The following is a 21,812-nucleotide window of genomic DNA, read 5'->3' on the forward strand; positions in this document are numbered from 1 at the left end:
TGGGAGGGGACCAGCAGCGACGGGGGCCGGGTGAGCGACGGGGTGTACTTCTACGAGGCCGAGGTGGAGTTCTTCACCCTGGACCCCGAGCGCGAGCGCGTCCGCTACAAAGGATGGGTCGAAATTGTAAGATAGCAACAGCCTTCCGGATAGCCAGATATTAGCAGTTTTAAGCTAGTCCGGCCTCCGGAAGACTGTTTTCATTAGAATAATTGAGGAGGCGAAGAACTCCTTGGTTCTGCCATAAGCTAAGTAGTGTTTAAGGTTAATGAGCCTTTGCTATTGGTTATTCAGATCTCTTGGTTTAAGTTTGCTGCGGCTTGCAAGAGGCCCTGTAGTTAGGGAACAGGAGCAAGTCTTCAACGCAATCATTAAACAATACTTTAATTTTTATTTCATGAAGGCATACGTATTCCCGGGTCAGGGTTCTCAGTTTGTAGGTATGGGCAAGGAGCTATATGAGCAACACCCGGTAGCAAAGGAGCTGTTCGATAAGGCTAACGAGATTCTGGGCTTTAATATAACAGACATCATGTTCAGTGGAACAGATGAAGAGCTAAAACAAACAAATGTAACACAACCGGCTATTTTCCTTCACTCGGTGGCTCAGGCAGCTGTAGCCAAAGATTTTGCACCCGATATGGTGGCTGGGCATTCGCTAGGTGAGTTTTCAGCGTTGGTTGCCAGCAAAGTGCTCAGTTTTGAAGATGCCTTACGCCTGGTGTCTAAAAGAGCTCAGGCAATGCAAGCGGCCTGCGAAGCAAATCCTTCTACTATGGCTGCCATACTTGGTTTAGACGATGCCAAGGTAGAGGAAGTTTGTGCTTCTGTTGAAGGAGAAGTGGTAGTGGCTGCCAATTATAACTGTCCGGGGCAGCTGGTTATTTCAGGATCGAACAAGGGCATTGAAATAGCCTGTGAGAAAATGAAAGAAGCTGGTGCTAAACGTGCGCTGCCTTTGCCGGTAGGAGGCGCTTTCCATTCGCCGCTCATGAAACCTGCTGAAGAAGAACTTGCCAAAGCCATTAAAGAAACTACCTTCAGCGAGGGTATTTGCCCTATTTACCAGAACGTAGATGCCAAACCACATACCGACCCTGCTGAAATAAAACAAAACCTGATTAAGCAATTAACCGCACCTGTTCGCTGGACTCAGTCGGTGCAGCAGATGCTGGCCGATGGCGCAACTCACTTTATAGAGTGCGGCCCAGGCAAAGTGTTGCAGGGGCTGGTAAAGAAAATCGACCGATCAGCAGAAGTTAGTTCAGTAGAATAGATTTATAGATCACATAAAAAGGTCTGCTTCATTTAAGTGAGGCAGACCTTTTATCTTGAGTTAATTAATGGTAGGCAAGTTAGCTCCCTGTCACACTACTCAAACTGACCAGAACTACCATTCGCGACAAGAGCTTTCCTCTTTGTTGTACTCTAGTATCAACTCTTTTTAAGATTAAAAGTATAGCCGATACTTACGTTTAGTACCAACGGCGAAAATCCTATACCCGAACCCAAGGTTTTCAATTCTTCCATTTTCCCCGTTCTTTTGTTATCGTATCTGAATGAATTACCCTCGAAACCAGACGCAATTGTGGGCCAGAACCTAATGCTTGGTGCTATAGTTATGCCGGTTAAAAAAGAATCTTTTCTTTTAAAGGGTTGATAATTTCCGTACAAGCCCAAACCTATGCTGTAATTATTTGCATCTACTGCTATTATATTATTGGCATTTTGAACATCGTTCGCATAGTAAAACTCAAAGCGATGCCATTTAGGTTCTACTCTTAAATTGAGCCATTGTGTAAAACGGTAGCCTACTCCAAATCCGGTTGAGAAAGGTAAATACACAACAACTCCCTGACCTTCCAGATAGTCTGGTAATAAATTCCCTCCAAACTCAAGTGATGCACCGTGAGAATAATCAAAGATAAGCCGGTTATGAATGTAGTTTGCTTCGACATTGAAGCCTTTCAATAGCAATGGTTGTGTAAGACCAAAAAGCAATGTAGTTTTCCTGTCTTTATGCCATTCGTTATTTTGTGCGCTTAAACTATGGATGATCGAGACATAAACTGTTAAAATTAAAACAATTCTCCAGAGAGACTTCATGTTAGTAGAATTTTTATGGTTGATTCTACAAAGCTCGAAGTGTTTTAAGTCAAGTTCATTCACATTTGTGAAGAAACAATTTAACCTCTATAATTACTTTTAATTCTGCTTAAGGATTGGGGGGCAATGCCTAAATAGCTGGCAATATCGTATTGAGGAACACGATTGATAATATCAGGATTTTCTTTCGCGAACTTAACGTATCTCTCTTCTGCACGCAGTACCTGCAATTCATTATTTCTTTCTAAAGCTGAAAAGAAAACATTTTCAATTACTTTACGGCTATGTTTTTCTATTGAAGGTACTTGTGCGTAAAGCAATTGGAGATTATCGAAAGAGATTATCTGTAGTGTGGAAGGCTCAATTGCTATAATTGATAAAGGCGAAGCTGTTTGAAAAATAAAACTTTGATATTGTGTAATCCAATCAGATTCTTTGGCAAAATCACAAACTACTTCTTGTCCTTTATCATCTGTTTTATAGTACTTCACAAATCCCTTTTCTAAAAATCCCAGATGCTTACAAACTTGTCCTGTTTTAATAAAGTACTCACCTTTACCTAATTCTCGTGTAGAAAAAAATTGAGAAATGATTTCTTGGTTGATATCAATTAATAATTCTGTTTGCAGATAGGTATGTAAAGAGAGTCTATTCATTTTACAGGTGTTAATTCAGAACTTGCCTAATCCTTTTGTAAACAGTATGTGCCTAAGTAAACGCTTGGGTAAGGCAAGTTAATGACAGCTCCTTTCACGTACACCACCGCCCTAATTGCTTTAACAGTCTTTCGCCTTACCTCTTTTGTCTCTAAATCACTAGTAAGAGGAACTCAGGTTAATAAATGAAGTAAGTATCCCAATCTTTTACCTTTAAGGTTGTTGCCAAACGGTTATTACAGATGGCGAGCAAAGCGTACATGTGGATATTTAGGGTAAGTTATTTTTCCTTTTATCTCCTACTTCTTCTTTCTTGAAGTTTTCCTCAGCCCCCTTATTTTTGATAAAATAAATTATATAAATCAGGACTGAAATAGAGAAGAAAAATGACACCATTGCAGCGGTCTTATCAAACTCTATTGTCTTACAATTATTTGCTCCCGTAACTGTAGATAAGCATTCTTCTGTAGAGCTAATTTCATATTTCTGACTTACCAAAGTATTACTGCTCCAAATGCAAACACAAGTGTGGTCATAAGTGGCACAACGAAAGGAATGCTAATCCACTTCTTCATTACCCCTTACTCCTTAAGTGCAGCATATATAGCCGGGCGCAGGCCATGGCGTCGCTGAGGGCATCGTGGTGGCTGAGCTGGATGTTGTGTTGGCGGCATAAGTCTGCTAAACCTTTTCGGTAGATTTTGTAAGTGCACTGCTGCTCATAAACCGGCTGCTCCATTTTGTAATACTCAAGAGTGTGGCGGAGGCAGCTGAAATCGAATGCGCCATTATGGGCCACCACCGTCTGGTCTTGTATGTAGGGCTTCATCTGTTGCCAAACCGAAGCAAAAGTAGGAGAGTGGCAGGTATGGGAAGCGGAGATGCCATGAATTTCGGTGTTCCTGTAAAAATAAAAATTATCGGGAGGGCAAACTAACTGGTTTACCTGTGCAGTTACTTTTCCGTTCTCTACACGCACCAGGCCTACCTGGCAGATACTGTAGCGCTTGCCTTGCGCTGTTTCAAAATCGATGGCTGTAAAAGTGTGACTCATATCTTTAATTTCAGGAGCAAAACTACAGGCGTGCTCCTAATAGTGAGTGGGTAAATTATTCAGATGAAAATGGCCTTTCAGAGGCTTTTGGTAGATTTTAGGTGTTAGGTGCCAGATCTTAAACTTTGGTTAAAAGGCCTTTCTCAAAGGTTTTCAGGACAAAAATATAGATTGGGTTACAGGTGGTTTCATGCTAATCTCTTCAGCAGCATTTTCAACTCTTAAAAGTTAGAAAGCAACAGTAAAACCTTTTAACCATTCAACAAGCTATTAGCAGTCAAATTATTCTAATGAAATAAGCCTTCCAAAGCAAACTTAGCTGATTTTAGTTAAGGGTTACTCCTGGTACACGGATACTTTCAGCGGATCGTCGCAAATTACCAGAAGCTTGGCTATTGTTTGTTGCAGTACAGGGTGCACCAGATTTGGGGCAATTTCGGCTAGGGGCATCAGTGTAAACCGGCGGTTTTGTAGCTGTGGGTGCGGTATAGTAAGGCGTTGTGTCTGCAGCACCAGGTCGTTGTAAAACAGAATATCAATGTCGATGACGCGGGCTCCCCAATGCTCGATGCGCTCACGGCCTAGGTCCAGTTCAATGCCCTGGATGCGGTGGAGCACCTGCTCCGGCAGTAGGTTTGTCTGGAGGGCCAGCACCTGGTTCAGAAATGCAGGTTGATCTGTTTTGCCCCAGGCGGCGGTTTCGTAGAGTTTGGAGCAGGCGGTAATTGATCCAACTGCAGCAGCAAGCCGCTCCCGGGCCTGCTGCAAGAATGTTTCCCGGTTACCCAGGTTTCCACCCAGGAGCAGGTACAGGCTAGACATATTGCTTAAAAAAGTTAATAGTTAGGTCAGCGGCATGGCGGGCTGGAGCAGGTAAGGCTGTTTCCGGGTAAGGGTGTTTGCCACCATACGAATGATCTGTGTTGGGGAGCAGGTGCAGGGTAGCATCCGGTTTCCAGGCTTTCAGGTCGTGGGCCATTTGCAGGGGCAAGGTTTCGTCTTCTTCGCCGTGCAAGATCAGGAGCGGCTGTGGCAGTTGCTGTACCAGTTTGGGCAGGTCGAGGCGGTGCAGGTTAGCCTGGTAATTCTCTACCAACTGGTAATAGAGCGGCATCTGTACGCCGGTGCGGGCGTTGGCTATCCACTGCACACCTTGCTGCTTCCACTGCGCCATCACCTCCGGCGACCAGCGCATGTTAAAATCGCTCACCGCCGACCAGGTGGCCAGGCCTTTTACCCGCTTGTCTTCGGCAGCTTTTGCCAACACGGCACCGCCACCACGACTGTGCCCGATCAGGAAAATATTGTCTGGGTCTAGTTCCTGCACAGGTAGTGCGCTATCTGGTGCGTGCAGTTCATTTAGCAAAGTACCAATATCATCTAATTCTATGCAGAAGTTGTTGTTGCCAAAAGCCTCCATGTCGTGCACATCCGAGCAATCTTCTACAGAGGTTCCGTTATGCGAAAGATTTATTTTGATGAAGAAAAAGCCTTCGTTTGCAAAGTAATCGGCGAGCAGGTTAAAGTGCCCCCAGTCTTTAAAGCCTTTAAAGCCGTGCACAAAAACAACCACAGGCTTAGCCTGTTGGCTTGCCAGGTAGCGGGCATCGGCGGTAAAGGGCCGCTGGTGTGGCGGCTGTAGTACGAAATCCAGTTTTTTTAATTCAGGCATCTGCTGTTCCTAATATCGGGTTAATATTATTCAATTATTAGCCCATTTGCAAAGGCATCGTTTGGAAACCATGCTTAAGCATAGTAATATTGTGCAGCCAAAATGAGCATCAGCCTAAACGAAATACAAGCGCCCATCGCGCAGGAAATGCAGCTTTTCGAAAAGAAGTTCCGGACTTCCATGAAGTCTAATGTCCTTCTTTTGGATAAGATCATGAGCTATATCGTGAAGCGCAAAGGAAAGCAGATGCGGCCGATGTTCGTTTTTTTCTCGGCTAACCTCTTTAACCAGGGCATAACAGAAGCTACCTACCGTGGAGCCGCCCTGATAGAGTTGCTGCACACGGCCACGCTCGTGCACGACGATGTGGTGGACGATGCCAATTACCGCCGCGGCTTTTTCTCCGTAAACGCCCTCTGGAAAAACAAAATTGCCGTGCTCGTAGGCGATTACCTGCTCTCAAAAGGCCTGTTGCTCTCGCTGCACAACAACGATTTTGAGCTTCTCAAAATCGTGTCGAATGCGGTGCGCGAAATGAGCGAAGGAGAGTTACTGCAGATTGAGAAAGCCCGCCGCCTGGACATTACCGAAGATATTTATTTTGACATTATCCGTCAGAAAACGGCTTCGCTTATTGCTTCCTGCTGCGCTGTTGGTGCTGCCTCGGCTGGTGCCTCGGTAGAGGAGATAGAAAAGGCGCGCTTATTTGGCGAAAAAGTGGGCATTGCATTCCAGATCAAAGACGATCTCTTCGACTACGGAACCGCCGAGATTGGTAAGCCTGTGGGCATCGACATCAAAGAAAAAAAAATGACCTTGCCGCTAATCCATGCCCTGCGCGAGGCTGATTGGCTGACCAAACGCCGGGTTATTTATAATGTAAAGAACAACAACGGCGACAGCAAACGAGTGCAGCACGTGATTAACTTTGTTAAGGAATCGGGCGGCATCAACTATACCATCGAGCAGATGAACAAATACTACGCAGAGGCGCTTGAGATCCTGCGCACCTTCCCTTTATCTCCATCACGCACCTCACTGGAGCAACTCATGGCCTTTACGATTGCCAGAGAAAAGTAATTTTTGGGGTTAGAAAGTTATGGTTCACTGCAGCTTTGGTTACGGGCTATTGTTATACCCTAAGTCTTTTTCCTTATGAAAAGCTCTGGAAGGCCTTTTTGATTAGAATAATTAAGTTGTGCGGTAGCAAAATTGTTCCTCAACCACCACTGCCACAACTTTTGTCATCCAGAAGGGATCTTGTGGGCGAGATCCTTTAGCAAGGGCTGCTTTCGGTTTATTCTAAGCTTGCATAGCCGCTTGATAAGCTGTGACAGCTTCACGCTCTTTAAAGAGGGCCCCTTCCCCCAACAAAAAATTGTCAAATGGTGCACCTGGCATTTGCTCTCCCTTGGTTGCCTCCTGCCGCAATACATACCAAGGAACAGTACCGGACAACTTTAGTTAGAACAATTCAATAATGGTTACGACTTTATCCTTTGAATTATAAGACCAGAATTGTTTTCTCCTGAACCTTTACTTGGCTGTAATATCTGTAAAAGACTTCGTGAAATATGTAATATTGATGGGCGAAACGATGGGTAATTTTGCTCATACCTTCTCATGCACTAAACCAATGAGCATCAATACCAACTCTTGGAACCGGCTGCGGTACACGCTGTACTTGCCGGTGTATGATCTAGTAGCAGATCGATTTTTTCGGAAATACCGTGCGCGTTCGCTTTCGTTGCTACAGTCAAAGCCTTCGGACGCCATTTTGCTGCTGGGTGCCGGCTCCGGTCTGGATCTGGTTTGCCTGCAGGAGCAAACCAACTTAACCGCCATAGATATTACGCCTGGCATGATTGCGAAGCTAAAGGAAAGAGCGGCTGTGTTGCAAGTACCGGTGCAGGCGCAGGTCATGGACGGGCAGCACCTTTTGTTCCCCAACAACAGTTTCGATGCGGTGGTACTGCACCTGATTTTAGCCGTAATTCCAGACCCGGTAGCCTGCCTGAAGGAAGTGGAACGGGTATTAAAGCCGGGAGGCGCCGCCATGGTATTCGATAAGTTTTTGCCCGACGGTCAGGAGCCAACTGTATTTAGGCGACTACTAAACCAGGTGGCTGGAACACTTTTTTCGGATATAAATCGCTCTATCGGAAAAATTACAGCACATACCACTTTGCAGTTAGAATTTAATGAGGCAGCCGCATTGGGTGGAGCCTTCCGTATCATCCGACTTCGGAAGCCTCTATAACAGGAGAAGCCACAACGCTAAGGCTGCGGCTTCTCCTGTCTGAAAGAACATGATAGATGTTAAAAGGGATTAGCAGCAGTTATTTCTCTGCTAGCAACTGCTCTATGGTGTGGTTAAACTCCTTTACCCACTCCTCATAGTAAGCTCCTGTGCCGGGGCCGGAGAAGCCGGTATGAATCTTTCTTACTTTCCCCTTTTTGTCTACTATAATCGTAGTTGGGAAAGACATAACGTGGTTCAGAGCTGGCAATGCTTCTGCAGCGGCCTTATTGTCGGCGGGGCCGGCTACGAGCAGCTCATAATCAATATTAAGCCGTTCCTTCATTTTGCGGAGGCGAGCAGCTGCTTTCTCAAACTCGGGGTTTCTTTCAAAGCCTAAGCCAATCACCTCAAAGCCTCTTTTTTGGTTTTCTTTGTGGAATGGCGCCAGGTATTGTGTTTCGTCCATGCAATTGGGGCACCAGGTACCCAGCAGTTGCACCACTACCACCTTGCCTTTGTATTGCGGATCGGTCAGCGACACGTTTTTGCCTTCCAGGTTCGGGAACGAGAAGGTCAGCTCCTCGTAGCCGGGATTTAAGAAAGTAAGTGAATCTGGGTTGGCAAGAGCAGCGTTTTCGTTGCGGGTGGCGGTCCAGGTTCTGTAGCCGGTTATGCCGGAAAAGAACTCGCCCTTTATGGTGTTGGCATCGGCAGGGGCAGCTTTAAACAGGTACACGTGGTTGCCATCGAACGCAGAGAGCTGCAGGTTTTCTCCGGCTACTTCACCCTCTAAGTAGCGGTAGTCGCCGGTTTCGGTTAAAAAAGTGCCCGTCAAGTGATTTTCATGCTGTTCAAACAATCCAACTGCTTTCGTGGTTTTGCCTTCGTTGTCAGCAAATGCAACTTCCCACTTTCCGGCATAATTATAAATAGCTGGAGCAGGTTTTTCGGAGAAGCGGTATGTTTGCCCGTGCTTTGCCGTAAAAGGTATGCCGTAGTAAGAGGGGGCATCGTGCTTTACCAATCGGCCCGCCATTTTGTCGCCGTCTACTTTAGCTATGAGGTCAGCATCAAAAATATGTAACCCTATTTTTACTGAGTCGCCTTGTATTTGAATGTCGTCGAGTAAGAGGCGCTCCTCTCCGTTAATCAGGTGTAAAACTGTTTTGCCCTCGCTTTCAGTTGCCTCCATGATAAAAGGTATCTGTTGCCCTTGTGTTGAGAGCACAGCACGCCAATGTCCTGGTTTTATTTCGTTTTGGGAGGTTGAGGATGAGGAACAGGAAGTAATTAGATGTGTAATGCCCAGCGCTAAAAACAAAATCAGCCTTGTAGGGGTATTTATAAAGGAGTATTTCATGTCCCAAAAGTACAGTATGATTTTCTGAAAAGCTATAATGGTTCTAAATAGCGCCTATTGTACGCCTAATGTTTATATTAGTAAGTACTAATGTTGCTCAAAATCTAGAGTATTTTGTACCTTTGTGGAATTATAAGTAAAGCATTTAAAACAATAATAATAGCAACACTATGGCATTTGATTTAGAAATGATCAAGGCAGTTTATGCCGGCATGGCCGAGCGGATTACTGCTGCCCGTAACGCAGTAGGCCGTCCGCTTACCCTGACTGAAAAAATTCTGTATGCACACCTCTATGGAGGCAATGCGACGCAGGGTTTTGAGCGTGGCAAGTCTTACGTTGATTTCGCTCCGGACAGAGTGGCAATGCAGGACGCTACGGCACAAATGGCTTTGCTTCAGTTCATGCAAGCAGGAAAGCCAACAGTAGCAGTTCCTTCTACTGTACACTGCGACCACTTAATTCAGGCAAGAGTAGGAGCTGATCAGGACTTACAGGATGCCTACGATGAAAACAAAGAAGTATATGATTTCCTGGCTTCAGTTTCTAACAAGTATGGCATTGGTTTCTGGAAGCCAGGCGCTGGTATTATTCACCAGGTAGTACTGGAAAACTATGCTTTCCCAGGTGGTATGATGATTGGTACCGACTCTCACACACCAAATGCAGGTGGTTTGGGTATGGTGGCCATTGGTGTAGGTGGTGCTGATGCTGTAGATGTAATGGCCGGTATGGCCTGGGAGCTTAAGTTCCCGAAAGTAATTGGTGTGAAACTGACCGGCAAGTTAAGCGGTTGGGCTTCTCCAAAAGACGTTATCCTGAAAGTAGCTGGTATCTTAACTGTAAAAGGTGGTACTGGTGCAATTGTTGAATATTTCGGCGAAGGTGCCGAGTCTATGTCTTGTACTGGTAAAGGTACTATCTGTAACATGGGTGCAGAGATTGGTGCTACTACCTCTGTTTTCGCTTACGACGACAGCATGCGTGCTTACCTGAATGGTACCAAGCGCGAAGAAGTAGTAGTTCTGGCCGACCAGGTTGCTGAGCATTTGCGTGCTGACGACGAGGTGTATGCTGACCCGGCTTCTTTCTACGATCAACTGATCGAGATCGACCTTTCTACGCTGGAGCCGCACGTAAACGGACCATTTACTCCGGATGCTGCGTGGCCAATATCTCAGTTCGCCGCTGTTGTAAAAGAGCACAACTGGCCAGCCAAACTGGAAGTAGGTTTGATCGGTTCCTGCACCAACTCTTCTTACGAAGACATGACCCGTTCTGCGTCTATCGCAGCACAGGCTATCGATAAGAAACTAGTTGCCAAGGCTGAGTTCACCATTACGCCTGGTTCTGAACTGGTACGTTATACAACTGCCCGCGATGGTTTATTAGATACTTTTGCGCAAATGGGTGGTGTGGTACTGGCTAACGCTTGCGGTCCTTGTATCGGGCAGTGGGCACGTCATACCGACGACCCTACCCGCAAAAACTCAATTATTACTTCTTTTAACCGTAACTTTGCTAAGCGTAACGATGGTAACCCGAACACACACGCGTTTGTGGCCTCACCAGAAATCGTAACTGCTTTCGCTATTGCCGGTGATCTTACATTTAATCCGCTTACTGATACGCTCATCAACGAGGATGGTGTAGCCGTGAAACTGGACGAGCCACAAGGTATTGATATGCCTGTAAACGGCTTCGCTGTAGAAGATGCCGGTTATGTTGCTCCTGCTGAAGACGGTAGCACCGTACAGGTAGCAGTAGATCCTAAGTCTGATCGTCTGCAACTGCTCGAAGGCTTTAAGCCTTGGGAAGGCACAGACCTGAAAGGCCTGAAGCTGCTCATTAAAGCACAAGGCAAGTGTACTACCGACCACATTTCTATGGCAGGTCCTTGGTTGAAGTACCGTGGTCACTTAGACAACATTTCTAACAACATGTTGATCGGTGCTATCAACGCTTTCAACGGTGATGCCAACAACGTATTCAGCGATATAACACGCGGCTACGACACAGTTCCTGCCACTGCCCGTAACTACAAAGCGGCTGGAATTGGTACTGTAGTAGTAGGCGACGAGAACTACGGAGAAGGTTCTTCACGTGAGCACGCGGCTATGGAGCCTCGCCACTTAGGTGTAAGAGCGGTATTGGTAAAATCATTTGCCCGTATCCACGAAACTAACCTGAAGAAACAAGGTATGTTGGCTCTGACGTTCGCTAACAAAGAAGATTACGATCTGATTGAAGAGAACGACACTATCGACATCCTGGGTCTTGAGAACTTTACACCAGGTGAGCCATTGAAAGTGGTGCTGCACCACGCAGATGGTTCCATGGATACTTTCTCGGTAAACCACACCTATAACGAAGGTCAGATTGCCTGGTTTAGAGCTGGTTCAGCCCTTAACCTGATTCGTTTGCAACAAAAGCAGGAAGCACAAGCTTAATTGCTTCGCTGTTAGTTAAAGTAAAAGGCCTTGCTGTAAAGCAAGGCCTTTTATGTTTTATAAGGCTGCTATAGAACAGAAACAGGTGCCCGGTGTTCGTCTATTGCTACAAAAGTAAATTTGCCGGATACAGCCAAATGACGTTCCTCCCGGTACATTTCCTCCACATAAATATCTGCCTTCACATCTATACTCGTTGTACCTATTTTAATAATTGTTCCTGATACCTCGATAATGGTGCCAGCAGGAATAGGTATTTTAAAATCTATCTGACTTGTAGAAACTGTGACAAGGCGTTTGCGACAGAAGCGGGTTGCCGCAATAAAGGCTACCTCATCCATCAGCTGCATAGCTACTCCTCCAAACAAAGTATCGTAGTGGTTAGTGTCGTTCGGGAAAACGGCTTTAAAGACACTGGTTTGGGAAAAGGAGATTTTTCGCTGTACTTCTAAGGGTAGATGGCTAAAGTTGTTATCGAGTTCTTGCATAGAAATGGGTTTAAACTGCAAAGCTAAGATTTTCCATAGACAGCCACACAATTACTGAAAATGGAAAATGCCTTATACTAGTAAAACTTTCTGCAAAGCCTCCTGTTTATAGTTCATTTCTAACTCATTAGTTACAAACCATACTCGTGTATTATTTGAATTTTACAAGCTCCTGCAAAACCTTACTTACTCGTGACCTTCAAACAGTAGCTAGTAGCTACTGTACTGGTTTGGTTGATGTGAAGCTGGACCGCAGGTAGCGATAAAGGAAAAAGGATTTATCTTTTAATTGCTAACGTGCATTAGTTTAATTCGTATATTTCCTTGACGCCACAGTCAATTCCTAATCTGTTAAAAATGAACACCATGGTTCTGGACTTAGTTGATAAACATCAGGAAACACTTAAGGCAGCCATTCAGGCGCTGCACAAGCGGTCCTTTTTTGCCCACTACCCCGAAAATCCCTCACCGGAAATTTATGGAGAGAATGCTGATAAAGAAGCAAGAGAAAAATTCAAAAGCAGCCTGAATCAACGCTTTGAAGAGCTGCAGCAAGAAGGGCCTCACGATTGGGTAGGACAGGAGGAGTCGCCTTACGAGCAACAACGGCTGGGAGTAAGCTACCCGTACTTCGAACCGGAAACACTTATACAACGGGCTGAAGAAGCATTTCACGTTTGGCGAAAGATAAAGCCTGACATGCGGGCTGCATTGCTAATGGAGTCGTTGGATAGGCTACGTGACAGGTTTTTTGAAATTGCCTACGCTACCATGCACACCACAGGGCAAGCATTTCTGATGGCGTTTCAGGCATCGGGGCCACACGCTGCAGACAGGGCTCTGGAGGCTGTTGCAGCCGGTTACGAAGAATTAACCCGGTTTCCGGAGGAAATGGAGTGGGAGAAGCCAATGGGCAAATACAACCTGCGCCTTCAGAAGTCTTGGGTAGCAGTGCCAAAGGGTATTTCGCTTGTAATCGCCTGCTCTACTTTCCCTACCTGGAATACTGTGCCAGGTATGTATGCCAGCCTGGTAACAGGAAACCCGGTTATTGTTAAACCGCACCCTAAGGCCGTACTGCCTATTGCCATAGTGGTGGCGGAACTACAGAAGGTTCTTTCCGAAAACGGCTTGCCTCCCGCAATCTGCCAACTGGCTGTGGATGCAGAAAAGCACCTGATCACAAAAGAACTGGCCGAGCACCGAAAGGTAAAACTTATAGATTACACCGGCAGTTCTTCCTTTGGGAACTACCTGGAGAAGTTGCCGGGCAAAATTACTTTTACTGAAAAGGCAGGCATCAACTCTGTTATCCTGGACTCTGTAGACGACCTGGATAAGGTGATGCAGAACCTGGCTTTTTCGGTAAGTCTATACTCTGGCCAGATGTGTACGGCACCGCAGAATTTTTTTGTGCCTGAGGCAGGTGTAAAAGTAGGAGAGGAGATGGTGCCATACGAGGAGGTAGTCAAGAAATTGGCAGATGCTGTGGCTGGGTTAGTGAACAATCCTAAAGCTGCTCCGCATGTGTTGGGTGCTATTCAGAACACGGCAACGCTGGAGCGGGTAAAAGAAGGTAAAGGAAAAGTAATCTTGAGCACCTGTGATTTTAGTAACCCAATGTTTGCGAACGCCCGCACCTGTTCTCCGGTTATTTACGAAGCCGATGCTGCCGATAAAGCAAGCTACAGCCAGGAGATGTTCGGACCTATTATACTGGTTATTAAAACCAAAGATACTGCACATAGCATGGAACTGGCTCAGGAAATGGCGCAGGAGCATGGAGCTATCTCCTGCGGCGCCTATACTACCGATCCTGCCATAAAAGAACAAATAAAAGAAGCAATGAGTCTTGCCGGTACGCCTGTAAGCTTTAACCTGACAGGTGGTATTTACCTGAACCAGCATGCCGGCTTCTCAGATTTTCATGTAACGGGTGGCAACCCGGCTGGTAATGCGTCTTTTACTAATCCTGAATTTGTGATAAAACGATTTACATGGGTTGGTTTCAGAGAGCCAGTTGTATGAGATACTGCCTATTAAAAAAGCCCCTGCTATAGTGCAGGGGCTTTTTTGATAGGCAGTATCTTATTTGAAGAATCCTTCTATGTCATTCTTAAGGTTGTCGAGACCACTCCGTAAGTCATGCCACTTGCCCTGTTGTTCATCGGTGGTATTATCGTTAAGCTTTTGGGAAATAAGGTTACGTTTAGCTTCCAGTGCAGCAATATGCTCATGGTAGGTGTGGTTAGAGTCTGCGGTAGTAGCATGTGCACGACCCCTTAGAACCTTTATTTTTCCGTCAAGTTCATCTAAACTTTTTTGGACCTCTTCTCTGCTCAGGTTAGCAGGAGCACGCATGTTCTCGGGTTTCATATTATAAGTATCCATACTATATATTTAACGGTTCAAGATAAATGAGTCTGCTAGAGGACTCATTTATCTAAATACTTAAATTTTTCCGAAAAGGATATAGAAAAAATATCGGAGACTCATAAACACCAGATGGACTAAGTTCCTGCCTGAGCAGACAGTGCCGGAAGGGAGAAGAATCATGGCGTATTTTCAGCAAAAAGAAGGAAGAGAGGTAACCAATTAGGGGCAATGTTAGTAATATCATCATTCTTAGAGTTGATAAACTAATTTTAGCGTGCCAGTTTTCTGAATCGCCTATTTAATGTTGATAAACCCATTAAAAAATACGTACTTTGGTACTTTAAAGAACCTCTAGCGTATTTTCTGAAATGTCGTGCCAGCTTTAGCCTTTACTTGTTGTAGCCGTGGCACTCTGAGAAAAAATTGAAATTTTGAATGTTTTTAACGTATTAGCAACACACATTTTTATTGGATGACTGCCTCACAACCTACACTCGATCTGGTTCTATTAGTTGATGACGACGATACAACAAATTATTTAAATAAACGCCTCATAGGCGAAATGCAGGTGGCCAAGGAAATAATGGTACTGAAGAATGGTAAAGAAGCCATTGAGTACTTATCCGAAGCGTGCAATAACAAAGATGAATCTGAGAAAAGATGCCCTGATCTCATCTTCCTGGATATTAAGATGCCTGTAATGGATGGCTTTACATTTTTAGAGGAATATCAGCGGAGAGGGCTGGATGCCAGCGAACATATTATTATCATGATGTTAACCTCATCTGCCAGTTTTTACGATCTGGAGCGAATCAAGAACTATAAGCGGGTTAAAAAGCACTACTCTAAAGCACTCACCAAGCACGATCTAAAAGAGATAATGGCTGAATTTTTTGTAAACAAGAAGTAACATTACATATCATTAGCAAAATTGGCCTCCACCTTATTGGAGGTTAACTTGTTAATGAGCTGTAGTGCCCTCTTCAGGTAAAATAGAGACAATTTCGTTGGCCGGCCACGTAAATATAAAGCGTGCGCCCCTCCCTACAGACTCTACCCAAACTTCGCCACCTTTGCCCTTTACTATTTTGCGTACAATGGCAAGCCCTATGCCTGTGCTTACATGTTGGTTATTTGCCGTTTCATACATCTCAAAAATTTTGTTCTGAGACTCGGGGGCTATACCTGGTCCGTTGTCTACTACAGCAAATTCAATCCAATTATCTTTGAGTTCATACTGAATCTCAATTCGTGGCTGTTCCAGCTTATCATGGTATTTAAGGGCATTGCTGATGAGGTTACTGAACACTTGGTGCATAAATATTCTTTCTGTTTTTATAACAGGGAGAATATTAGGAATCTGCACGATAAAATCATTGCTGATACCTAATAAATTGACTACATCATGCAGCAATTCACTTACAGGAGTAGTTGCTTTTTCCATGTTTTGTCTGCCGGCCAAGGAGTAAGATAAGATACTTGTGATGAAGTTATCCATCTTAGAAGTTTGGAGATGCAGCATTTTAAACATTTCTTTCGCATCGTCCAGCCTTTGCGAGTGCAGGCAGTCCTCTAAGGCACTCGCAAGTCCTTTAATGTTTTGGAGCGGAGCTCTCAGGTCATGCGACACAGTATGTGCAAAGGCATCTAGCTCATCATTGATTTTGTGCAGCAGTTTATTCTGGTTTTCACGCTCCTGCAGCAATTCCTGTATATCATTATTGTATTGTTGCAGCTGCTCGTTCAAGTGCCTGATTTCCTTCAGCTGGTGTTGGCTAACTTCGTTGCGCTCGCGCAGGTTGTCGAGCACATCAAGCAACTGCATGTTCTGCTTTTTTATTTCGCCATAAGGTGAAACCTGTTCCTGATTTAACTCAAATATCCAGGCTTCTGCGGTTGCTTTTGATATGAGCTTTGCATTGTGGGGCAGTCTTTGGCGTAAGGTTACCTGCGTGCCTCTTTCAAATTGGCTCTCTATATGAAAGTAATCTACTAGCTTTCGCGAATTTTGCAGACCGGTGCCCTTGCCAGCAACTGTGGTTTCAGTGTTTTTTAGCAATGCCTCGAGGTTGCCAATGCCCCGGCCTCTATCAGATATAACAGCCTCCAAATACTTATTACCACTTTCCTCAGCAAGCCTAAACTTGATTTGGCCATTGCCAACATGCTCTACTACATTGCGGCATATCTCAGAAACAGCCGTAGAGAATTTGGTGCGGCTGCCCATTGTAATACCAAGGCGCTCAGATAGCTGTCGTGCTCTGTTATAGGCAAGCACAACATCAAGCTCATTGTTTATGTTTATTTTGGTAATGCTCTGGGTCATGGGAATTATGCGATTGAACGGGCCACAAGAACTAAAGTGTCGTCGGTTTGCCTACAGAAGTCTCTATAAATAATGGCTGCAATGATGCTGGCATCGCGCCGGTGCAGGTTTGTGTACTTACTTATATCCCAACGAGATTTTATGCCATCAGAATGCAGTACCAGAAGCTTTGACTTGTTCCAGGTGTCGACTTGCGTGCTAAAGCTGGATGGAACATTATGTCCTAGTATACCATTGTAGGCCATAATATTCCGGCTTGAAGCATTCGTAAGAAAAGGGCCATCAATCGAAAATATTTTTCCTGATATGTTACCAACCCCACAGAAAGATATTTGGTTTTTACCAATACTGAGTTGGGCCACAGTACCTACCGAACCACGTGTTTTGCGGATGGCCTCATGGATATTTCGCAGCACGACAGAGGGATCTTGAGTGGCATAGGTTAAAAAAACTTTTGCGGCCTCCGTGCTTGCTTCCTGTGCATTTGGCCCGTGCCCCAGGCCATCTAAAGCAATCAGGTAGCAGTCGTTGCCTCGCTGTAATGCAACATAATTGTCGCCACAGGCAAACTCGCTTGGCTTTGGAACCATAACCGCCGCTACCTCAAACCTGCTTTTAGCTAAAGGGGAGGGCTGGTAATGCCCTTTATAAAGTCTGGATAGCAGAATGGTGCCCAACCCTGGTTGTGAAAAAATATCGAACTCATGCGATTGCCGCTTTATGGCACCAAGGCCTTCGCCTGCAGTGCCTACCGAGGAGTAGCCGTCTTCTTGAGTGCGGACGGCATCTGCCATGCCAGGGCCATTGTCGAGGCAAATGATCTCAATTCCTGTTTTGTCAATTTGCTTTATGAGTATCTCGCCACCTTGAGCTGTATGCTTCTGCAGGTTAGACACCATTTCAGAGACAATAATATTCACCTTACCTACTTCTGCAGGAGAGAAACCATAACTTTCGGCAATACGGGTTATGTCGCGTTTTACTATGTTAGCATAGCTCCTGTTGGGTAGCAGAAAGCTTTGATGGTGTTTAGCGTCCATTTTTCCAGTGTGTAACTGTAACAGTGGTGCCCTTTCCAACTACACTCGAAATAGCAAATTCGTTTACGAGCCGACGTGTACCAGGCAATCCCAGGCCTAAGCTCCTGCCCGTCGAAAAACCGTCTTGCATGGCTTGCTGAATATCGGCTATGCCTGGCCCCTGATCTGTAAAAGTTAATCGGATACCTGTATGACCGTTCTTGTTTATGATTTCGAGGATTACTTTGCCACCGTTCGCGTACTTGAGCATGTTGCGCACCAATTCACTGGCAGCCGTAATCAGTTTAGTCTGGTTTACCAGACTCATGCCAATTTTTGTGGCAAGTTCCTTTACACGGTTCCGGAAAGGTACTACGTCCTGTTCCCGCACGATCTCCATCGTGTCTTTGGTCATCGTAATCATTCCGCGTCCTGTTCAGCGGCTTCCGAATCTTCGTCCTCTTCGTCCGGTTGGAGCAGAATGTCAGTTTTATGGTAAAGCAGGTCCATGCCTCGTTCTACATTAAGCGCAGTGTGCACTCCCTGAAGGGTAAGTCCTAATTCAACAAGGGTAATGGCCACGGCTGGCTGCATGCCTACCACCACGGTTTCAGCATCCATTATCCGCGACATAGAGGCAATGTTTCCTAAAATGCGACCCATAAAAGAGTCTACAATGGTTACAGCCGAAATATCAATCAATACGCCTCTAGCCCCTGTTTTGCTAACCATGGTAATTAGGTCGTTTTCCAGGTTAAGCGCAAGTCTGTCGTAAAGGTCTACCTGTATTGTTACCAACAGGAAAGGCCCCATTTTTAATATCGGGATTCTATCCATGTTGTTACCTTATCAGTTTACCGGAACCTAGCTGTCCTGTTTTCTTTACCTGTAGGTTCAGCATCTCAAATGCAATTTGCAGAGCGCTAGCCAGGGTGGATTTGGTGCGTATATTCGATAAATCTATTCCCAGGTGAACAATAGTTTGGGCTATTTCGGCTCTTATGCCGCTAATAATACATTCGGCTCCCATCAGGCGAGTGGCGCTAACTGTTTTAATCAGGTGCTGCGCTACAAGTGAGTCAACGGCTGGAACACCCGATATGTCCAGAATAGCAATGCTGCTGCCTGTGTTCACAATCTCCTGCAACAGGTTCTCCATCACAATTTGGGTACGGGAACTGTCAAGTGTGCCAATAATCGGCAAAGCCAGAATGCCATCCCACACTCTAATTACTGGAGTTGAGATTTCATTAAGCTCATCTGTCTGCCGTAGAATAACTTCTTCGCGTCCTTTCAGATACGTTTCAAAGGTGGCAAGGCTCAGGTTATCGAGCAATTTGTTAATCATGATAACTTCTTGGTAGAGCCGTGCCGGGTCGTTAGTGTACTCATGCTCCAGTACATCAGTAAGGGCTTGCTTCAGGCTCAGAACATAGAGGTTTGTTTCGCGAGGAGAAAATCCTTGACGGGCACGCGTAATAGAGATGTCGCCCAGGATGTCGAGTGTTTGTTCATATTCAGAGCTGTATATGTTTTCAAAGTTTCCACCTCCAATAGCCTCTAATAAACTATCTAACAACTCTCCTGATTGTGTACTTAACTCTTCGTTCGAGATGAGATCATCCCGAAGAGTTGCATCTTCTAATTGGTTTTGCATCCAGTTAACCAGGATGTTTTTTTTGTTCTTGAGCAGCAGTTGTGCAGTTGAGTTGTTGTTCATAAATTGGTTTAGAAAGAAGATCACGTTTCTAAGTATTCAAAGATAGCTGAATATGGTTTTACTACCAATCAAAAGAGGTATGATAGTCGCATTAAGGCTATTTATTTTAGATGCCTACTAGCTGAATGAGCAGGATTAGAAACCAAGCGCTAATTTACGCGGTGAGCTGCAAGAGGTTTTGTTTAAGCGATTCAAGTAGTGCCTTAACCTGATAAACAGATAGGCGGGAAAGGCGTATAAAAATTGTCTTCTTCAAATTCTAAAACCGAATCTCTAATACTGAACTTACATGGGTTATTTTCTAAATAAATTGCAATACTTCCTTTTAATTCTGGCGGTTCTGGGTGCCTGCTCACCGGTAAAGGTGGTGAAAACCGAGGCGGCAGAGAATTTCAGGTTAGCGGATTACCAGACCTTTGATTTTTATGAAATGGATGCCTCTGGCAATGCGCTGCAAGGGTATGGGCAGCAAATGGACTTTATTAGAACCGAAATAATTCGGGAGCTGGAGAAGCGAGGCTTGCAACAAACTTCCGAAAACCCTGATTTGCGTATTAACCTGGGTGTGGTGGTGCAGGAAGAAGTGCAGACGCGTGAAACAAATATTCTGACAGATCCGCCTACTTACATTGGCCAACGCCGCTATACCTGGAGGAGCGAGCAAGTGGAAGTAGGTCGGTACAACGAAGGCACACTGTCGGTAGACCTGGTAAATAACCAACGGAACGAACTTGTTTGGCAGGGAGTGGCCGAAGCTGTAGTACCAAAAGATGCCGCTAGTCTTCGGGAGCGTATTACAGCCGGTGTTCAGAAATTAGTGAATAGAATTCCTTAGCCTGCCAGGCCTTGTTCCTCAATAGTGCGTTTTGCCTCCTGAAGGCTGTTTTCATTAGAATAATTCAGATGAGTAGAATGTACCTCTATTTGCTTGTCTCCAGCCCAACAACCCAGCCAATAATAATAAGAGCGGGGTGGGTGAGGTGATGGTCCTGAATTAATTGCGGCAGATCCTGTACTTGACCAATAGCGTATTTCTTATGTGGTAGCGAAGCATGCTGAACTACTGCTACCGGTATGTTACCGTTGCCTGCCTCTTTGTAGGTCTCGGCTATTTCAGCTGCCTTTTTCATACCCATGTAAATAACTACGGTAGCGTTGCTTTGCATAGCCAGCCGCAGGTCGTCCGATAATGATCCATCTTTCTTGGTGCCGGTGATGGCCCAGATGCCTTCGCTCACGGCGCGGTGCGTAAGCGGAATGTCTTCGAGCCCGCTGGCTTGCATGCTGGTAATGCCCGGTATATAATAGGTATGGATGCCGTGCTGCCTCGCAAACATTACTTCCTCAAAGCCTCTTCCAAATATATAGGGGTCTCCTCCTTTTAGCCGAACCACAGTTCCTTTACTGAGTGCCTTCTCCAGGATAAGCTCATGAATTTTTTCCTGAGGGGTGTAGGAGCCGTAGGGGTGCTTGCCTACATAAATCTTTTCGCAATCATCGCGGGTAATGGCCAGCAATTCTTTATTTGCCAGGTTATCGTAGAGCACCACATTAGCCCGCTGTAGTAGCTTGTAAGCTTTTACAGTTATCAGTTCAGGGTCTCCGGGGCCTGCTCCCACTACATATAGCTCAGGTATTATGTTGCTGCCAGACATGTTCTCTATAACGAATATGGATTTGAAAGAGGGCTATCAAGTTTCAATATTATAACCTTTAGCCGAGTTTACTGTAAATTTTTGAATTGTTTTTGTCAATGCCACACAACGGTGACTAAAGCAGCAGCTCTGGTTGTGGGCATGTAGGGTAATGGTAGCCGCTGTTGCTGCCTTTACTATAAGGTGGTACATATGTGCTGTTGTTCTTTCATCTGCCACTTTATTGGTTTTTAGTGCTCGGTACTATGTGGTGTGCCAATTCACAAAAGGTCGAGGTTCTAAATATAAGGAGTATTATAAACTAACCTTTGAAAATAAAGAGCTTTCATAAAACAGAGTTAAAATAATTCCTGCTCCCCCCCAATAAATATACCCCTCGGTTCCATTAGTAAGTTTTTTATACTCCCACCTCCAAGAAATAATAGTTCCTGAAAAAACAGACCTCTTTTTTCAGGATTCAGGTGATAAGTCCTTGCTTTTGCTGCTGACACCAGCTTTTTTCTAAGTTTTTAGTTTGAAACAGGTGTTATCTGCAAAGTTATAAAAATTAAAAATTATTAAAATTTAGATGTACCCCCTATGAAATTAGGTATAATTACTCATAAATACCAAAAAATTATTTAGACACCTATTGTTTTTTAAGGTATAATGATTAATTTTAAAACATATTCCGAAAAGGGGTATATAA

At 44.9% G+C, this 21,812-nt stretch carries 22 protein-coding genes; 7 read left to right on the top strand and 15 right to left on the bottom strand.

Going from position 1 to position 21,812, the window contains the following annotated elements; all coding sequences use genetic code 11:
- Positions 1 to 397 precede the first annotated feature (397 nt).
- Positions 398 to 1,276 carry an ACP S-malonyltransferase gene (fabD, locus tag ACMA1I_RS18345; RefSeq protein ID WP_337069891.1) on the top strand — a complete coding sequence of 293 codons (879 nt, stop codon included), beginning with the start codon at positions 398 to 400 and terminating at the stop codon, positions 1,274 to 1,276.
- Between the two features lie 158 nt (positions 1,277 to 1,434).
- Here fabD and ACMA1I_RS18350 read toward each other — a convergent pair whose 3' ends face one another.
- From ACMA1I_RS18350 to ACMA1I_RS18375, 6 genes are all read right to left on the bottom strand, one after another.
- Complete coding sequence (locus ACMA1I_RS18350) at positions 1,435 to 2,106, bottom strand: hypothetical protein (RefSeq protein WP_337069892.1); 672 nt, start codon at positions 2,104 to 2,106, stop codon at positions 1,435 to 1,437.
- Between the two features lie 80 nt (positions 2,107 to 2,186).
- A complete protein-coding gene (locus tag ACMA1I_RS18355; protein ID WP_337069893.1) occupies positions 2,187 to 2,762 on the bottom strand; it encodes a Crp/Fnr family transcriptional regulator in 576 nt (191 codons plus the stop codon).
- A 270-nt stretch (positions 2,763 to 3,032) separates the two neighbouring features.
- Positions 3,033 to 3,260 (bottom strand): hypothetical protein, encoded by a 228-nt coding sequence (locus ACMA1I_RS18360; RefSeq protein ID WP_337069894.1) that lies wholly within the window; start codon positions 3,258 to 3,260, stop codon positions 3,033 to 3,035.
- Positions 3,261 to 3,336: 76 nt separating this feature from the next.
- Positions 3,337 to 3,816, bottom strand: a complete 480-nt coding sequence (locus tag ACMA1I_RS18365) for a 3'-5' exonuclease (protein WP_337069895.1) — start codon at positions 3,814 to 3,816, stop codon at positions 3,337 to 3,339.
- Between the two features lie 336 nt (positions 3,817 to 4,152).
- Positions 4,153 to 4,638 carry a 2-amino-4-hydroxy-6-hydroxymethyldihydropteridine diphosphokinase gene (gene folK, locus ACMA1I_RS18370; protein WP_337069896.1) on the bottom strand — a complete coding sequence of 162 codons (486 nt, stop codon included), beginning with the start codon at positions 4,636 to 4,638 and terminating at the stop codon, positions 4,153 to 4,155.
- Positions 4,631 to 5,488 carry an alpha/beta hydrolase family protein gene (locus ACMA1I_RS18375; RefSeq protein WP_337069897.1) on the bottom strand — a complete coding sequence of 286 codons (858 nt, stop codon included), beginning with the start codon at positions 5,486 to 5,488 and terminating at the stop codon, positions 4,631 to 4,633. Before ACMA1I_RS18375 ends, folK begins: the two co-directional genes overlap by 8 nt.
- Before the next feature lie 102 nt (positions 5,489 to 5,590).
- Here ACMA1I_RS18375 and ACMA1I_RS18380 point away from each other — a divergent pair, with 102 nt between their 5' ends.
- Together ACMA1I_RS18380 and ACMA1I_RS18385 are read left to right on the top strand one after the other, a co-directional pair.
- Positions 5,591 to 6,568, top strand: coding sequence for a polyprenyl synthetase family protein (locus ACMA1I_RS18380; RefSeq protein ID WP_337069898.1), 978 nt, complete (start codon positions 5,591 to 5,593; stop codon positions 6,566 to 6,568).
- Between the two features lie 460 nt (positions 6,569 to 7,028).
- Entirely contained in the window at positions 7,029 to 7,748 is a 720-nt protein-coding gene (locus tag ACMA1I_RS18385) for a class I SAM-dependent methyltransferase (protein WP_337069899.1), read from the top strand.
- A 79-nt stretch (positions 7,749 to 7,827) separates the two neighbouring features.
- On the opposite strand, the gene ACMA1I_RS18390 is transcribed toward ACMA1I_RS18385, so the two are convergent.
- Entirely contained in the window at positions 7,828 to 8,922 is a 1,095-nt protein-coding gene (locus tag ACMA1I_RS18390; RefSeq protein ID WP_337069900.1) for a TlpA disulfide reductase family protein, read from the bottom strand.
- 338 nt (positions 8,923 to 9,260) lie between these two features.
- Between ACMA1I_RS18390 and ACMA1I_RS18395 the strand changes: the two genes are divergently transcribed.
- Positions 9,261 to 11,540: an aconitate hydratase gene (locus tag ACMA1I_RS18395; protein ID WP_337069902.1), complete on the top strand. Its 2,280-nt coding sequence runs from the start codon at positions 9,261 to 9,263 to the stop codon at positions 11,538 to 11,540.
- A gap of 68 nt (positions 11,541 to 11,608) precedes the next feature.
- Here the strand turns inward: ACMA1I_RS18395 and ACMA1I_RS18400 are convergent, their stop codons facing one another.
- Positions 11,609 to 12,028, bottom strand: a complete 420-nt coding sequence (locus tag ACMA1I_RS18400) for an acyl-CoA thioesterase (protein ID WP_337069903.1) — start codon at positions 12,026 to 12,028, stop codon at positions 11,609 to 11,611.
- 357 nt (positions 12,029 to 12,385) lie between these two features.
- Here ACMA1I_RS18400 and paaN point away from each other — a divergent pair, with 357 nt between their 5' ends.
- Positions 12,386 to 14,056 carry a phenylacetic acid degradation protein PaaN gene (gene paaN / locus ACMA1I_RS18405; protein WP_337069904.1) on the top strand — a complete coding sequence of 557 codons (1,671 nt, stop codon included), beginning with the start codon at positions 12,386 to 12,388 and terminating at the stop codon, positions 14,054 to 14,056.
- 60 nt (positions 14,057 to 14,116) lie between these two features.
- On the opposite strand, the gene ACMA1I_RS18410 is transcribed toward paaN, so the two are convergent.
- Positions 14,117 to 14,419, bottom strand: a complete 303-nt coding sequence (locus tag ACMA1I_RS18410) for a hypothetical protein (protein WP_337069905.1) — start codon at positions 14,417 to 14,419, stop codon at positions 14,117 to 14,119.
- Positions 14,420 to 14,876: 457 nt separating this feature from the next.
- On the opposite strand from ACMA1I_RS18410, the gene ACMA1I_RS18415 reads away from it, so the two are divergent.
- Positions 14,877 to 15,314: a response regulator gene (locus ACMA1I_RS18415; RefSeq protein WP_337069906.1), complete on the top strand. Its 438-nt coding sequence runs from the start codon at positions 14,877 to 14,879 to the stop codon at positions 15,312 to 15,314.
- Positions 15,315 to 15,365: 51 nt separating this feature from the next.
- Here the strand turns inward: ACMA1I_RS18415 and ACMA1I_RS18420 are convergent, their stop codons facing one another.
- Genes ACMA1I_RS18420 through ACMA1I_RS18440 form a run of 5 tightly spaced genes read right to left on the bottom strand, consistent with a single transcriptional unit; the run spans position 15,366 to position 19,469 of the window.
- Positions 15,366 to 16,730, bottom strand: coding sequence for an ATP-binding protein (locus ACMA1I_RS18420; RefSeq protein ID WP_337069907.1), 1,365 nt, complete (start codon positions 16,728 to 16,730; stop codon positions 15,366 to 15,368).
- Between the two features lie 5 nt (positions 16,731 to 16,735).
- Positions 16,736 to 17,770, bottom strand: a complete 1,035-nt coding sequence (locus tag ACMA1I_RS18425) for an ATP-binding protein (RefSeq protein WP_337069908.1) — start codon at positions 17,768 to 17,770, stop codon at positions 16,736 to 16,738.
- On the bottom strand, positions 17,760 to 18,164 hold the full coding sequence (locus tag ACMA1I_RS18430) for an anti-sigma regulatory factor (RefSeq protein WP_337069947.1): 405 nt from the start codon (positions 18,162 to 18,164) through the stop codon (positions 17,760 to 17,762). The genes ACMA1I_RS18425 and ACMA1I_RS18430 overlap by 11 nt, the downstream gene beginning before the upstream one ends.
- A gap of 5 nt (positions 18,165 to 18,169) precedes the next feature.
- Positions 18,170 to 18,586: an STAS domain-containing protein gene (locus tag ACMA1I_RS18435; protein WP_337069909.1), complete on the bottom strand. Its 417-nt coding sequence runs from the start codon at positions 18,584 to 18,586 to the stop codon at positions 18,170 to 18,172.
- Positions 18,587 to 18,590: 4 nt separating this feature from the next.
- Positions 18,591 to 19,469: an STAS domain-containing protein gene (locus ACMA1I_RS18440; protein WP_337069910.1), complete on the bottom strand. Its 879-nt coding sequence runs from the start codon at positions 19,467 to 19,469 to the stop codon at positions 18,591 to 18,593.
- A 289-nt stretch (positions 19,470 to 19,758) separates the two neighbouring features.
- Here ACMA1I_RS18440 and ACMA1I_RS18445 point away from each other — a divergent pair, with 289 nt between their 5' ends.
- A complete protein-coding gene (locus tag ACMA1I_RS18445; RefSeq protein ID WP_337069911.1) occupies positions 19,759 to 20,304 on the top strand; it encodes a DUF4136 domain-containing protein in 546 nt (181 codons plus the stop codon).
- 85 nt (positions 20,305 to 20,389) lie between these two features.
- Here ACMA1I_RS18445 and cobA read toward each other — a convergent pair whose 3' ends face one another.
- The gene (gene cobA / locus ACMA1I_RS18450) at positions 20,390 to 21,124 is read right to left on the bottom strand and encodes a uroporphyrinogen-III C-methyltransferase (RefSeq protein ID WP_337069912.1); all 735 of its coding nucleotides are present in this window, start codon (positions 21,122 to 21,124) and stop codon (positions 20,390 to 20,392) included.
- Between the last annotated feature and the right edge of the window lie 688 nt (positions 21,125 to 21,812).

The sequence above is a fragment of the Pontibacter sp. 13R65 genome (assembly GCF_047525655.1).
GTDB lineage: Bacteria > Bacteroidota > Bacteroidia > Cytophagales > Hymenobacteraceae > Pontibacter.

Excerpts from the sequence above, each read along its gene's own strand:
- fabD (WP_337069891.1), top strand. The coding sequence starts at position 398 with ATGAAGGCATACGTATTCCCGGGTCAGGGTTCTCAGTTTGTAGGTATG.
- ACMA1I_RS18350 (WP_337069892.1), bottom strand. The coding sequence starts at position 2,106 with ATGAAGTCTCTCTGGAGAATTGTTTTAATTTTAACAGTTTATGTCTCG.
- ACMA1I_RS18355 (WP_337069893.1), bottom strand. The coding sequence starts at position 2,762 with ATGAATAGACTCTCTTTACATACCTATCTGCAAACAGAATTATTAATT.
- ACMA1I_RS18365 (WP_337069895.1), bottom strand. The coding sequence starts at position 3,816 with ATGAGTCACACTTTTACAGCCATCGATTTTGAAACAGCGCAAGGCAAG.
- folK (WP_337069896.1), bottom strand. The coding sequence starts at position 4,638 with ATGTCTAGCCTGTACCTGCTCCTGGGTGGAAACCTGGGTAACCGGGAA.
- ACMA1I_RS18375 (WP_337069897.1), bottom strand. The coding sequence starts at position 5,488 with ATGCCTGAATTAAAAAAACTGGATTTCGTACTACAGCCGCCACACCAG.
- ACMA1I_RS18380 (WP_337069898.1), top strand. The coding sequence starts at position 5,591 with ATGAGCATCAGCCTAAACGAAATACAAGCGCCCATCGCGCAGGAAATG.
- ACMA1I_RS18390 (WP_337069900.1), bottom strand. The coding sequence starts at position 8,922 with ATGGAGGCAACTGAAAGCGAGGGCAAAACAGTTTTACACCTGATTAAC.
- ACMA1I_RS18395 (WP_337069902.1), top strand. The coding sequence starts at position 9,261 with ATGGCATTTGATTTAGAAATGATCAAGGCAGTTTATGCCGGCATGGCC.
- ACMA1I_RS18400 (WP_337069903.1), bottom strand. The coding sequence starts at position 12,028 with ATGCAAGAACTCGATAACAACTTTAGCCATCTACCCTTAGAAGTACAG.
- paaN (WP_337069904.1), top strand. The coding sequence starts at position 12,386 with ATGAACACCATGGTTCTGGACTTAGTTGATAAACATCAGGAAACACTT.
- ACMA1I_RS18410 (WP_337069905.1), bottom strand. The coding sequence starts at position 14,419 with ATGGATACTTATAATATGAAACCCGAGAACATGCGTGCTCCTGCTAAC.
- ACMA1I_RS18415 (WP_337069906.1), top strand. The coding sequence starts at position 14,877 with ATGACTGCCTCACAACCTACACTCGATCTGGTTCTATTAGTTGATGAC.
- ACMA1I_RS18420 (WP_337069907.1), bottom strand. The coding sequence starts at position 16,730 with ATGACCCAGAGCATTACCAAAATAAACATAAACAATGAGCTTGATGTT.
- ACMA1I_RS18425 (WP_337069908.1), bottom strand. The coding sequence starts at position 17,770 with ATGGACGCTAAACACCATCAAAGCTTTCTGCTACCCAACAGGAGCTAT.
- ACMA1I_RS18430 (WP_337069947.1), bottom strand. The coding sequence starts at position 18,164 with ATGACCAAAGACACGATGGAGATCGTGCGGGAACAGGACGTAGTACCT.
- ACMA1I_RS18435 (WP_337069909.1), bottom strand. The coding sequence starts at position 18,586 with ATGGATAGAATCCCGATATTAAAAATGGGGCCTTTCCTGTTGGTAACA.
- ACMA1I_RS18440 (WP_337069910.1), bottom strand. The coding sequence starts at position 19,469 with ATGAACAACAACTCAACTGCACAACTGCTGCTCAAGAACAAAAAAAAC.
- ACMA1I_RS18445 (WP_337069911.1), top strand. The coding sequence starts at position 19,759 with ATGGGTTATTTTCTAAATAAATTGCAATACTTCCTTTTAATTCTGGCG.
- cobA (WP_337069912.1), bottom strand. The coding sequence starts at position 21,124 with ATGTCTGGCAGCAACATAATACCTGAGCTATATGTAGTGGGAGCAGGC.